The sequence below is a fragment of the Ornithinimicrobium faecis genome (assembly GCF_023923225.1).
Lineage (GTDB): Bacteria > Actinomycetota > Actinomycetes > Actinomycetales > Dermatophilaceae > Ornithinicoccus > Ornithinicoccus faecis.
This window is the reverse complement of sequence record NZ_CP099489.1, coordinates 748,132-759,484: the sequence shown is the minus strand read 5'-3', so window position 1 is coordinate 759,484 and position 11,353 is coordinate 748,132. Positions and strand designations below refer to the sequence as shown.

Sequence of the window (11,353 nt, the reverse complement as noted above, 5' to 3'; positions counted from 1 at the left end):
ACCAGGTCCAGCAGACCTGGTGTCGGCGTCAGCAGACCCAGTTGTAGTCGCGGTGCTCGGGCGTGAGCCAGACGTCGAATTCACCATTGTCGGAGACGAACCGGGCATATCCGTCGCCATAGACGGTCAACGTGCCCACGTCTTCGCCCGGTCCGGGAGGGGCCACCACGGGGGCCTGGACGGAGGTGCCGTGGCCGAGGCGCAGGGTCTCGATGTCCTCCTCCGGGAGCAGCATGTAGAGCTCGAGTCCCTCGTAACGGAGCACCTCGTTGCCGCAGGCGGGATAGAACCGCACCTCGTCGTGGACCGCCACGACCTTGTCCTCGCCGGGGCCCGTCGTCGCCCCGGGGTCCCCTGCCTGTGCACCGCCCCCCGTGCCACACGCGGCGACGGTCACCAACAGCGCGATCACGAGCAGGCCAACGCTCCACCAGCGGTCCCGACCCTCAGTGAGTTCCATGCCCCTCAGACTCACCCGTCACGTCCTCGGTTCCCTCGAGCAGGTGACGGAAGGCCTCAAGGTTGGCGGTCGACTCCCCCCGCGAGAGGCGCCAGCGCCACTCCGTGCGCATCGAGGTCAGGAACCCGATCACGAGGAGCTCGTTGAATGGCTCGTCGCACGCAGTCAGCACGGTGCCCAGGAGCCGGTCGATGCTCGCGGCATCGATCGCGGCCAGCGGCAACCGGCCGGTCAGATAGACGTCGCCCGATCCGTCGATGGCATAGGCCATGCCCGGCAGCCGCAGGTTGCGACGCAGCAGGGAGGTGTAGAACTTCTCGTGGTTCTCATCAGGACGCCGGATCACGAACGCCTGCACCGAGACTGCGTTGACGCCCACGACCAGCGAGCAGACGGTCTTGAGCTTGCGCTCCCCCGGCAGGGTGACGACGAGCTCGCCCTCCCTGGTGCCGTCGGCAAACTCAACTCCGGTCTCCTGCAACGCCGCCCGCAGCCGGTCCAGTCCGCCGGCCACCCCGTCCGCGGGGGCACTCACGGCGACACCATGCTCGGGACCTGGTCCAGGAGGTGGTGGGCGCCGTCGATGCCCAGGTGCTGGTGATCCACGCGCGCCTGGCGATAGACCTCGTCGAGCCGGTCAACGGTGCGGTCCCAGCCAAAGCCGGCAGCGTGGCGGACACCGGCATCGGCCAGCGCCTGGCGGCGCTCGTCATCATCGAGCAGCTCCGCGATGGCGTCGGCCCAGAGGGCCGGGTCGTGACCGTCCAGCAGTATGCCGCCGTCCCCGACGGCGACGGGCAGCCCACCCACGGCGGCAGCCACCACCGGCGTGCCGCTGGCCAGCGACTCCACGGCGACCAGTCCGAAGGACTCGCTATAACTGGGCACGGTGACCAGGTCGGCCGCGCGATACCACTGGGCCAGCTCGGCGCGGGAGACCGGCGGCACGAAGCGCACCCGGTCCTCCAGCCCCAGCTCGCCGGCCAACTCCTGCAACGACTCCGGGTGTGCCAGGCCCGATCCGGAGGGACCGCCCAGCACGCCCACCATCAGCTTGTCGCGCCTCGTCGGGTCGCGGCGCATCAGCTCAGCGGCAGCCCGGATCAGGACGTCTGGGGCCTTCAGCGGCTGGATCCGGCCGACGAACAGCACCAGCTCGGCGTCCTCGGGGACCCCGATGGCGCGCCGCGCGTCGCTCTGATCACCGGGCCGGAAGACACCGAGGTCAACCCCCGGCGGCACCACGTGGACCTTGTCCGGGTCGGCGTCATAGAGCCGCACCAACTGACCGGCCTCCTCGTCGGTGTTGGCCACGAGGACGCTCGCTGCCTCCACCACCTGGGCCTCCCCGATCTCTCGGCCGGGGGGCTCGGCGCTGTCCCCCTCGGCCAGCTGCGCGTTCTTGACCCGGGCCATGGTGTGCATGGTGTGCACCAGCGGCACGTTCCAGCGGTCTGCAGCCAGCCAACCCACCTGCCCAGAGAGCCAGTAGTGCGAGTGGACCACGTCATACCACTGCTCGGGTCTGCCTGCCGCAGTGCGCATCACGCCAGCAGCGAAGGCGCACAACTGGCCCGGCAGGTCGTCCTTGCCCAGCCCCTCGAACGGGCCGGCCGGCACGTGGTGGACCAGGATGCCCGGCCCCATCCGCACGGTCTCTGGCAGGGAGCCGTCGGTGGCCCGGGTGAAGATCTCCACCTCGGTCCCGCGCGCGGCGAGCCGGCGGGCTGTCTCGACCACATAGACGTTCAGGCCGCCGGCGTCCCCGGTGCCCGGAGGATCCAACGGGGAGGTGTGGACGCTGAGCATCGCCACCCGACGCACCCGGTCGCTCTCACTCACGCAGCGCACTCCTCACACCGTGGTCCCTGACGATTCAGTCTTGCACGACCCCTATCGTGGTGCTGTGGCTGGTGCGATCAGAGCGACCCGACCGGTCGGCACGGTGACCCGCGGCACCACCAACCCCAACCGCTTGCGACGGGTCGACCGGTGGGTCGTGCACACCCATGGCCGCCTGCTGCGCAACGCTGCAGACCCCGTCGTCGTCGATCTGGGCTATGGCGCCCACCCGGTCACCACGGTCGAGCTCCACACCCGCCTGGCCGCCGTGCGGCCCGACGTGCGCGTGGTCGGCCTGGAGATCGATCAGGCGCGGGTCGCTGCCGCGGCCCCGCACGAGGACCCACCTCACCTGGCCTTTGCCCTCGGCGGCTTCGAGGTGCCTGTCCCGGGCGGTGGGTCACCGGTCCTGATCCGTGCGTTCAACGTCCTGCGGCAGTATGACGAGGGGCAGGTCGAGGCGGCCTGGTCCCGGTTGGTCGGTCGGCTGGCTCCCGACGGGGCGCTCGTGGAGGGCACCTGCAACGAGCTGGGGAGGCTGGGCTCCTGGGTTGACGTGCGCCGCGGCGTGGACGGGCGGCCGGACCCACGCTCCCTCACCCTGTCCTGGCGACTGCGCGACATCGAGACGCCCTCAGCGGTGGCCGAGCGGCTCCCCAAGGTGCTGATCCACCGCAACGTGCCCGGCGAGCGGGTGCACGACCTGATGGGCGACCTCGATGCGGCGTGGGCCCGGGCCGCAGGTCACGCGCCCTACGGCGCGCGGCAGCGTTTCCTGGCCACGGTGGCCGACCTGCAGACGCGCGGTTGGCCGGTGCTGGGCACGCGGCACCGGTGGCGCCTGGGAGAGCTGGAGATCGCCTGGGCGGCAGTGGCTCCCGCGGATTGATCGCTCGGAGGTCAGGCCTCGGTGTCGCACTCGCGGCGGTAGTCGTCCTGCACCCGCGTGATGTCGGCCTCGTCGAAGTCACCGAAGGCCAGCTCGAGGACCCGCGCCGGCTGCTCGCCCGTGTTGCCCATCCGGTGGAGGGTGCCGACCGGCACCCACACCAGCTCCCCCGGCTCGGCCGACCAGGTGCGCTCACCCAGGGTGATCTCGACGGGGTGGTCCAGCACCTGCCACATCTCGTTGCGCTCCGCGTGGTGCTGCAGCGACAGCCGCTGTCCGGGGGCGATCGTCACCGTCTTGACGGTCACCCGCTCGTTGGTGGCGAACTGCTGGAACTGTCCCCACGGTCGCTCGACCACAAAGACATCCTGCGTGCGGTCGCGATAGGACGTCGGTGACGGCTCAGTTGTCTGGGGCCGGGCAGCATCGGCCAGCTCCTCCGGTGTCAGGACATGGCGGGCCGGCGAGCTGGGGTCGGTCATGGGCGTGCTCTCTTAAAGGTCGGTTGCGGTCCGGTCCGCAGCAGGCGTCAGGAACTCCCCCACCAGGTCACGGACGTGAGATCGATGCTGCCACATGATGCCGCCCGGGGGCAGCACCTGCAGGATCGCTGACGGTAGCACCTCGGCCAGCTCGCGGGCGACGGAGTCGGGGTGCGCACCATCACCCTCCTGGGCGAGCAGCAGCACGGGTGCGGTCACTCGGGTCAACAACGCCCGGTCGGTGACGGGAACCTGCCCCGGCAGCGAGCGCAGGCCGTTGGCAACCCCGGAGCCGACCAGCCGTCCGGCCTGCTCTCGTGCCCAGTGTTGCGCCCCCGCGTCACCCCGCACGGCTGCGGGCTCCTCGGCGAGCAGGTGCGCAGCGATGCCCTCGCGGTCGCCCGCGTCGACCAGTGCGGCGAGCGCGGCAAAGCGTGCCATCGCGGCATCCTGGCGTGGCCGGTCGATCGCGGCGGGCAGCACGAGAACGACCCGCTCGAAGCGGTCCGGGTCAGCGGCGAGGCCTGCACACAGGGCACCGGCTCCCATGCTGATGCCCAGCGCCTGGGTGGCGCCCACGCGGTCGGCGACGGTCCAGAGCTCAGCCGCCAGATCGGCATACGGCCAGGATCCGTCAGGGGTCGCTGAGCGACCGTGCCCGCGAAAGTGCAGGAACGTGCGGGCCCCTGGCACCTTGCCCGCATAGGGGCGGGTGGTGGGAATGGACCCGGCCAGGCCGTGGGCGAAGACGGTGCGTGGCTCACCGCGACCGGCCGTGAGCGTCTCCAGGGGCCCGGTGGGGCCGTCCACGAAAGCGGTGTGGGGCGGGGTCACCACGGACCGTAGGACCCGCGGGATCCTCCGCGGCGGCCACGGCCTCGGATCTGGGCGAGCGCGGGGCGGACGTCGGTCAGATAGACCGCTGCGGCGACGATGGCGATCAGGTTGAACATGCCGAACGGCTGATAGAGGTGGACCAGCCCGACCGCGCTGGCGACGCCGGTGATGGCCAGCCAGAAACCCTTGGTCCGTTTGCCAGCGGCCACGAACGCGTCACCGCGGGTGAGCAGTGCGTCAACGAGCGCCCAGACCTGGATGCCGAGGGCGAGGGCTCCCAGGGCGAGCCCCACCCACTGCTGGACGTCGAAGAAGGTCGGCATGGGACAAGCCTAAGGTCCCGCGCCGCGTGGCCCGTCATCTCGACCGCACCCGACCGTCCGGCTGGGTGCGTGGGTCAGCTGGTCAGGTGTCGACGACGAGCGTGAACGGTCCGTCGTTGACCAGCTCCACCTGCATGTCGGCGCCGAACTGCCCGGTGGCCACCTCGATGCCCCGCTGCCGCAGCGCCTCAGCCACCGCGTCGACGAGCGGCTCGGCCACCGGCCTCGGCGCGGCCTGCGACCAGCCCGGACGTCGGCCCTTGCGGGTGTCGCCATAGAGCGTGAACTGGCTGACGACGAGCACTGCCGCCCCGGAGTCGAGGACCGAGGTCTCGTCCGGCAGGATGCGCAGCTCCGCGATCTTGCGGGCCATCCGTTCGACGTCAACCGCCGAGTCGTCGTGCGTGGCGGCGACGAGCGCGAGCAGCCCGGGGCGCTCGATGGCGCCGACGACACGATCCCCCACGCGCACGCTGGCCCGGGTGACCCGCTGCAGGACGGCGCGCACGACTCAGGCGTCGAGGCCGATGGGGCTGATCGTCCCCACCGGATCGCCGTGGCCCAGGATCGGGTCGGGGTCAAGGGCGCTGAGGTCCCCGGTGACCCCCAAGCACTCCAGGGCAGCGCGGGCCACGACCGTGCGAGCTCGTTGGTTGCCATCAGCGATCTTCAGGGCGATGCCGCGTCCGTCGGCCAGTCCGATGGCATAGACCGCCTCGGCGCCGTCCTTGGCGATCAGGCCGGGGACGGCGCGGATCAGGCTCGTGACATCACGGTCGGTGCCGCCCAGATAGTCCGGGTGGCTGCGGATCGCCCGTGCGATCCGCCCCTCAGGCGTGTCTTCTGACGCGGAGGCGAGACGACCGAACGCTCTGGCGAGACCGGCCGTGCTGATCGCCATCACCGGGGCCCCGCACCCGTCGATGCCGGTGGCCGCAATCGGCTCTCCCGCCAGGTCCGCGAGGGTGTCGGCCATGGCGACCTGGAGCGGGTGCCCGGGGTCGCGGTAGGTCGCGGTGTCCCACCCGTTGACCACACAGGTGGCGAGCATCCCCGCGTGCTTGCCCGAGCAGTTCTGCCCGATGGAGCTGGGGGCGAGGCCCTCGGCGATCCAGCGCTCGCGCTCGGGCGGATAGATCGGGCGGTCGGGGGTGTTCTGCAGGTCGTCCTCGGTCAGCCCAGCGCCGGCCAGGATCTCGCGGACTCCCTCGCGGTGGAACTCCTCACCGTTGTGGCTGGCGCAGGCCAGCGACAGCAGGTGGTCTGGCAGGTCGAGCCCGCACCGGAGCATGGCCAGGGCCTGCACCGGCTTGTTGGAGGACCGGGGGAACATCGGTGCGTCCACCGGTCCGATCGCGAGCTCCAGGCCTCCGTCGGCGCCGGTCGCCGCGACGATGCCGTGATGCACCGACTCGACGAAGCCGGACCGGTCAACCTGGGCCACGACGGGGGCTGTGTGCAGGGGGTGCTCAGACGACGACTGCGGTGGGGTCACGGCCATGAGCCTAAACCCCACCGCAGTGGTCATCCACAGCCGGTCAGGCCGGTGGGTGTTGGTCAGTTGCCGACCTTGGCAGCGGTCGTCGTGGTCGCCTCGACGGCCTTGTCGGCCACCTTGGCGGTCTCGGCCAGGACGTCCTGGGCAGCGGCAGCGGTCTTGTTGACCGAGTTGCTGGCCGTGGTGGCCGTGCGCTTGGCGGTCGCCTGGGTGGAGTTGGCCGAGCTGGAGCTGGCCGGCTTCGTCGTGGCGCTCTTGCTCGCCGTCGACTTGGTGGCCGTCGACTTCGCGGCCGGTTTCGTCGCGGCGGACTTGGTCGCGGCGGACTTGGTCGCGGCGGACTTGGTCGTGGCGGACTTGGTCGTGGCGCTCTTGGTGGCCGTGGACTTCGCGGCCGGCTTCGTCGACGCGGACTTGGTCGCCGTGCTCTTGGTGGCCGTCGACTTCGCGGCCGGCTTCGTCGCGGCCGACGTGCTGGCAGCCTTCGGCGTCGTGGACTTGGTGGCCGTGGACTTCGCGACAGGCTTGGTCGCAGCGCTCTTGCTGGCCGTCTTCGTCGCCCCGGTCTTCGTGGTGCGCCGAGCAGCCGGCTTCGTCGCGGCGGACTTGCGGGTGCCGGCCTTCGCCGAGCTGGACTTTGCGGTGGTGGACTTCGCGGAGCCAGACTTCGTGGCGACCGTGACGTCCTCACCAGCGACGACGTCGGCAACGGCGCCAGCGGCCTGACGACGGCTCTTGGTCACGGTGGCCTTGGCAGCGCTGCGGGTGTCGGTGACGCCCTTGGAGGCGGTGCCCAGCAGCTGCTTGCCCTGCTCGACAACAGTGTTGACCTGCTTGGTCAGGTCCTTGGTGGCCTGCTGGTCCTTGACGCGGCCGACGAGACCCTGGCCGCGCTTGGCGAGACCCTCGTAACCAGCCTGGACCTTGCCCAGACCCTCGGTGACGTCGTTGACGGCCTTGCCCGGCAGGGACTCGGCGAACTTGGAGACGTCGCTGGCCCGGTCGGTGACGGTCTTGGAGATGACCTTCGGCGACAGGGCCTTGCCGACCTTGCCGGCGCGGGCGACGGTCTCGTTCACGGTCTCACGGGCACGCTCGACCACCGTGTCGGTCAGGCCGACAACGGCGTAGAGCGGGGTGGGGTCGCTGGCGACACGGGTCGCCTCGGCGCGCGCTGCAGCGGAGGACTTGGCGACCTCGGCGGTCACATCCTCGACACGCTTGCTGGCCTCGCCGGTGACGGTCTCGACGGCCTTGGCGGCGTCGTCGCGGATCTGCTTGATGGTGGACATGTGCTGCTCCTTCGATTGGAGGGTGGTCTGTCTGTGGCCCGGCCTGGTGGCACGGGCGGGTCAGTCGGCGCTGGGCTCGGCCGACAGGTCGCTGGAGGGGTCAGTGGGCAGGTCGGCCGCGTCGCCGACGAATGAGCGGTAGACGTCGAGCAGCGCCCGGCGCTGTCGGTCGTTCAGCCGCTGGTCGGCCATGATGGCGACCGTGACGTCATACGGCTCCACGACCGGGGTCCCGGCCGCGCGGTCGTCGAGGATCCCGGCACGGACATACAACTGCTCCGCCGAGATCCGCAGGCCCTTGGCGATCTGCTGCAGGATCTCCGCACTCGGTTTGCGCAGGCCCCGCTCGATCTGGCTGAGATAGGGGTTGGAAATGCCTGCCGCCTTGGCCACCTGCCGCACCGACATCTGGGCAGCCTCACGCTGCTCACGCAGGTAATGGCCCAGGTCGGGGACGGGTAGACGACTCATACTCACCAGTATGCTTGCAACTGCAAGCAGGATGCAAACTCAGTTAGCGCATGAGCGGTGAGATCCTCGCCACACTGTCCCGACCGGGCCCTGGCACGGGCTCGCTCGCCTGCGCCTCGGCATACTGATCCGGTCGGTCAGCGCTGCCGGCGCTCCTTGACCCCGAGCAGTGCACGGGCGTCCTCGGTGGACATGGGCGGTCGCTGCATCAAGGTGGCCAACTCAGCAACGCGCGAGACCAGCTCACTGTTGTGCTGCACCTGCTGTCCGCGGGCCAACATCAGATTGTCCTCCATGCCGACCCTCAGGTGTCCGCCCGCGGCCAGGGCCGCTGCAGCGATCGGCAGGTGGGCTCGACCGATGCCGGTGGCCGACCAACTCGTGACCTCGTCCGGCAGGGCCTGGATCCCGGCAACCAGCGCCTCGATCGTGCCGGGCATGCCGCCGGGCACGTTGGTCACGAAGTCGACGTGGACCTTGCCGCCGTGGGGCAGCCCGTGCTCGTCGATGAGCCGGCGCAGCGCGTGCACGTGCCCGAGGTCGAACAACTCAAACTCCGGCACCACCTCGTGCTCCTGGGCCTGGCGATAGAGCTGGCTCATGAACGGATAAGGGTTGAGGAAGACGTTGTCGCCGAAGTTGGTCGTGCCGCAGGTGAGGCTGCACGAGTCGGGCTCGGCGTCCAACACCTGCAGGCGGGACTCGAGCGGGTCGTGCACCGACCCGCCGGTGGACAACTGGACCACCAGGTCAGTCTGCTCGCGCAGCGCCTGCACCGTGTCGCGCAGCCGCGTGGCGTCCAGGGTGGGCTCGTGCTCCGCGTCGCGGATGTGCACGTGGATCAGGCCAGCGCCCGCCTCCTGGCACGCGACAGCGGTCTCGACCAGCTCCTCGAGCGTGGTCGGCAGTTGCGGGAAGTCGGACTTGGCGGTCTCTGCTCCCGTGGGAGCGACCGTGATCAGCGTTGAGGCGGCCATGGCCCGCATCTTGCCAGGCCGGGGTCAGGGCCGGACGACCACCGTCTGCGCGGCACTCGTCGGGCCTGCCGTGAGCACTGCGGTCGGGTCCGTGTTGCGCTTGATGACGGCCAGTGCGATCGGGCCGTCCTCGTAGTGTCGCGCCACTGTGGTCACCCGTCCCACGACCTTGTCGCCGTGCTTCAGCTCGTCACCCGACTCGGGCAGCGTGTGCCCGGAGCCGTCCAGGTGCAGGAAGACGAGCCGCCGCGGTGGACGCCCCAGGTTGTGGACCCTGGCGATCGTCTCCTGCCCGCGATAGCAGCCCTTGTGCAGGTGCACGGCAGAGCGCAGCCAGTCCAGCTCGTGGGCGATCGTGCGGTGGTCTGTCTCAGCACCGGCCCGCGGACGCCAGGCCGCGACCCGCAGGGCCTCGGCGGCCCAGGTGCCCGACAGCGGGCGCTCCCCGACGTATGCCGTGAGCTCGCCGCGTGGGACCAGCACCTCACGCCAGGGTCGGCTGCTGCCGGGGTGGTCCTCCTCTGGGCCGTAACAGGCGGTGTCACCCACCGGCCCGGGCCAGTGGTCGACCCAGGCCAGGTGCTCGCCCTCGACGGACTCGCGGGCCACCGGCTCGCCGACGACCGCGAAGTCCTCGGTCCGGTCAGCGACCTCCACGCGCAGCATGAAGCGCATCGAGTCGAGCCAGGTCTGCGCAGCACCAGCGGTCCGGGGGTCGGTGATCAGCCAGGTGGTCTCCCCGTCGTCGACGACGTTGAGCGCGTGCTCGATGTGGCCCTTGGGCGTGAGGATGAGCGTCTCGGTGGACGTGCGGGGCGCGAGGTTGGTCAGCGCCTGGCTGGTCAGCGAGTGCAGCCAGCTGAGTCGGTCCGGGCCGGTGATGGTGAGCACCGCACGGTGGGACAGGTCGACGACCGCCAGTCCCTCGACGAGCAGGCGCTGCTCGCGGTGGGGGTCGCCATAGTGGGCCGCAACGCCGGCGTCAACGGCGGTGGAGGCGACCGCGCCGGGGCGCTGGAGCAGCGGGCTCTGCCAGGTCGCGGGCTCCTGGGTCTGGGGATCGGTGGTCGGACTGCTGGGGTGTGTCACGCATTCACGGTATCTCTCCAGTCTGGGCACGTACTATCTGCCTCATGGCAGGGGATCACGAGAACACGCCGCGGGACGCCGCCGGAGATGACCACGACATCTTCGACGGCGCTGGTTCCGTCGAAGATTCAGAGCCGACGACCCGCCCGAGGCGCAAGCGCCGTGGCCTGCGGATCGCCATCGTCACGGTCGTGACGCTCGCCCTGGTGTCGATCGCTGCGGTCGCCGGCTATGTCGCCTTCCTGAACTGGCGGGTCAGCAACAACGTCACCCACGCCGAGTTGCTGCCGCTGCCGGACTCCCCGATCCGCGGTGAGGACAGCGAGGTCACCCCGACCACGCCGCCCGAGCGCGCCGAGGAGGCAGGCGACGCGCTGAACATCCTCGTCGTGGGCTCGGACAGTCGCAACGTGGACGCCGAGCGTGGACGCTCCGACGTGATGGTGCTGATGCACATCTCAAACGACCGTGACCGCGTCGACCTGGTGCACTTCCCCCGCGACTATTTCGTGGAGATCCCCGGCTCGAACAACAAGAACAAGCTCAATGCGGCCTACTCCTTCGGCGGCACACCGCTGCTCGTGCAGACGCTCCAGCCCCTGGTCGGCGTGCCGATCGACCACGTGGTGATCACTGACTTCGAGAGCTTCAAGTCGCTGACCGACGCGGTCGGTGGCGTCGAGGTCAACGTGGCCGAGGCCAGCCCCGATTTCGCCGAGGGCACCCAGCGGATGGATGGCGAGACGGCCCTGAAGTTCGTCCGTGAGCGCTATGCCCTCAGCCAGGGCGACATCTCCCGCGGTCAGCGCCAGCAGGCCTTCATCAAGGCTCTGATGCTCCAGGTGCTGACCCGTGAGACCTTCACCAACCCGGCCCGACTGGCCGACGTGGTCGACGCTGGCACCCAGAACCTGACCGTCGACGACGGCTTCGCGGTGGGCGACATGCGTGACCTCGGCTGGTCCATGCGCAACGTGCGCGGCGGCGACATCAACTTTGTGACCGCCCCGTGGAGCGGCATCGGCAGTGACGACTACGCCGGGTCAATCGTGATCCCCCACGAGGCGCAACTGGAGGTGCTGCGCGAGCACCTGCGCTCCGACACCATGGCGGACTACACCGATGACGTGTCGCCCAAGCAGGGCTTCGGCTGACCGGACGTCTGACCGAGGGGCCCACTGTCTAGCCGACGC

Annotated in this window: 14 protein-coding genes; 2 read left to right on the top strand and 12 right to left on the bottom strand. The window is 70.2% G+C overall.

The genetic code is table 11. The annotated features are described in order from the left end of the window. Nucleotides 1–28: 28 nt before the first annotated feature. The 3 genes from NF556_RS03450 to mshA are packed head-to-tail and all read right to left on the bottom strand — an operon-like array spanning nucleotide 29 to nucleotide 2,269. Nucleotides 29–460: a hypothetical protein gene (locus NF556_RS03450; protein WP_252594109.1), complete on the bottom strand. Its 432-nt coding sequence runs from the start codon at nucleotides 458–460 to the stop codon at nucleotides 29–31. Beyond that, the gene (locus tag NF556_RS03445; protein ID WP_252594108.1) at nucleotides 447–995 is read right to left on the bottom strand and encodes a YbjN domain-containing protein; all 549 of its coding nucleotides are present in this window, start codon (nucleotides 993–995) and stop codon (nucleotides 447–449) included. Before NF556_RS03445 ends, NF556_RS03450 begins: the two co-directional genes overlap by 14 nt. Then, nucleotides 992–2,269 carry a D-inositol-3-phosphate glycosyltransferase gene (mshA, locus tag NF556_RS03440; RefSeq protein ID WP_252595691.1) on the bottom strand — a complete coding sequence of 426 codons (1,278 nt, stop codon included), beginning with the start codon at nucleotides 2,267–2,269 and terminating at the stop codon, nucleotides 992–994. Before mshA ends, NF556_RS03445 begins: the two co-directional genes overlap by 4 nt. A gap of 97 nt (nucleotides 2,270–2,366) precedes the next feature. Here mshA and NF556_RS03435 point away from each other — a divergent pair, with 97 nt between their 5' ends. After that, nucleotides 2,367–3,191 carry a class I SAM-dependent methyltransferase gene (locus tag NF556_RS03435; protein ID WP_252594107.1) on the top strand — a complete coding sequence of 275 codons (825 nt, stop codon included), beginning with the start codon at nucleotides 2,367–2,369 and terminating at the stop codon, nucleotides 3,189–3,191. Between the two features lie 11 nt (nucleotides 3,192–3,202). Here NF556_RS03435 and NF556_RS03430 read toward each other — a convergent pair whose 3' ends face one another. The 9 genes from NF556_RS03430 to ygfZ all read right to left on the bottom strand — a co-directional run bounded on the left by NF556_RS03430 (nucleotide 3,203) and on the right by ygfZ (nucleotide 10,160). Further along, nucleotides 3,203–3,673 carry a phosphomannose isomerase type II C-terminal cupin domain gene (locus NF556_RS03430; protein ID WP_252594106.1) on the bottom strand — a complete coding sequence of 157 codons (471 nt, stop codon included), beginning with the start codon at nucleotides 3,671–3,673 and terminating at the stop codon, nucleotides 3,203–3,205. Nucleotides 3,674–3,685: 12 nt separating this feature from the next. Further along, complete coding sequence (locus NF556_RS03425) at nucleotides 3,686–4,507, bottom strand: alpha/beta fold hydrolase (protein ID WP_252594105.1); 822 nt, start codon at nucleotides 4,505–4,507, stop codon at nucleotides 3,686–3,688. Further along, complete coding sequence (locus NF556_RS03420) at nucleotides 4,504–4,833, bottom strand: DUF2516 family protein (protein ID WP_252594104.1); 330 nt, start codon at nucleotides 4,831–4,833, stop codon at nucleotides 4,504–4,506. The genes NF556_RS03425 and NF556_RS03420 overlap by 4 nt, the downstream gene beginning before the upstream one ends. 82 nt (nucleotides 4,834–4,915) lie before the next feature. Further along, nucleotides 4,916–5,341, bottom strand: a complete 426-nt coding sequence (dtd, locus tag NF556_RS03415) for a D-aminoacyl-tRNA deacylase (protein WP_252594103.1) — start codon at nucleotides 5,339–5,341, stop codon at nucleotides 4,916–4,918. Between the two features lie 3 nt (nucleotides 5,342–5,344). After that, the gene (locus NF556_RS03410) at nucleotides 5,345–6,328 is read right to left on the bottom strand and encodes an asparaginase (protein ID WP_252594102.1); all 984 of its coding nucleotides are present in this window, start codon (nucleotides 6,326–6,328) and stop codon (nucleotides 5,345–5,347) included. Between the two features lie 62 nt (nucleotides 6,329–6,390). Next, entirely contained in the window at nucleotides 6,391–7,623 is a 1,233-nt protein-coding gene (locus tag NF556_RS03405) for a hypothetical protein (protein WP_252594101.1), read from the bottom strand. A gap of 60 nt (nucleotides 7,624–7,683) precedes the next feature. Beyond that, nucleotides 7,684–8,094 (bottom strand): helix-turn-helix domain-containing protein, encoded by a 411-nt coding sequence (locus NF556_RS03400; protein WP_252594100.1) that lies wholly within the window; start codon nucleotides 8,092–8,094, stop codon nucleotides 7,684–7,686. Between the two features lie 137 nt (nucleotides 8,095–8,231). Then, nucleotides 8,232–9,071, bottom strand: coding sequence for a beta-keto acid cleavage family enzyme (locus tag NF556_RS03395; RefSeq protein WP_252594099.1), 840 nt, complete (start codon nucleotides 9,069–9,071; stop codon nucleotides 8,232–8,234). 24 nt (nucleotides 9,072–9,095) lie between these two features. Continuing rightward, complete coding sequence (gene ygfZ, locus NF556_RS03390; protein ID WP_252594098.1) at nucleotides 9,096–10,160, bottom strand: CAF17-like 4Fe-4S cluster assembly/insertion protein YgfZ; 1,065 nt, start codon at nucleotides 10,158–10,160, stop codon at nucleotides 9,096–9,098. Between the two features lie 44 nt (nucleotides 10,161–10,204). Here ygfZ and NF556_RS03385 point away from each other — a divergent pair, with 44 nt between their 5' ends. Then, nucleotides 10,205–11,314 (top strand): LCP family protein, encoded by a 1,110-nt coding sequence (locus NF556_RS03385; protein ID WP_252594097.1) that lies wholly within the window; start codon nucleotides 10,205–10,207, stop codon nucleotides 11,312–11,314. Nucleotides 11,315–11,353 lie beyond the last annotated feature (39 nt).

What these genes read in the sequence shown, in the direction of transcription:
- NF556_RS03400 (WP_252594100.1), bottom strand. Translation starts at nt 8,094, where the DNA reads ATGAGTCGTCTACCCGTCCCCGACCTGGGCCATTACCTGCGTGAGCAG.
- NF556_RS03405 (WP_252594101.1), bottom strand. Translation starts at nt 7,623, where the DNA reads ATGTCCACCATCAAGCAGATCCGCGACGACGCCGCCAAGGCCGTCGAG.
- NF556_RS03395 (WP_252594099.1), bottom strand. Translation starts at nt 9,071, where the DNA reads ATGGCCGCCTCAACGCTGATCACGGTCGCTCCCACGGGAGCAGAGACC.
- NF556_RS03420 (WP_252594104.1), bottom strand. Translation starts at nt 4,833, where the DNA reads ATGCCGACCTTCTTCGACGTCCAGCAGTGGGTGGGGCTCGCCCTGGGA.
- NF556_RS03385 (WP_252594097.1), top strand. Translation starts at nt 10,205, where the DNA reads ATGGCAGGGGATCACGAGAACACGCCGCGGGACGCCGCCGGAGATGAC.
- NF556_RS03450 (WP_252594109.1), bottom strand. Translation starts at nt 460, where the DNA reads ATGGAACTCACTGAGGGTCGGGACCGCTGGTGGAGCGTTGGCCTGCTC.
- NF556_RS03430 (WP_252594106.1), bottom strand. Translation starts at nt 3,673, where the DNA reads ATGACCGACCCCAGCTCGCCGGCCCGCCATGTCCTGACACCGGAGGAG.
- mshA (WP_252595691.1), bottom strand. Translation starts at nt 2,269, where the DNA reads ATGCTCAGCGTCCACACCTCCCCGTTGGATCCTCCGGGCACCGGGGAC.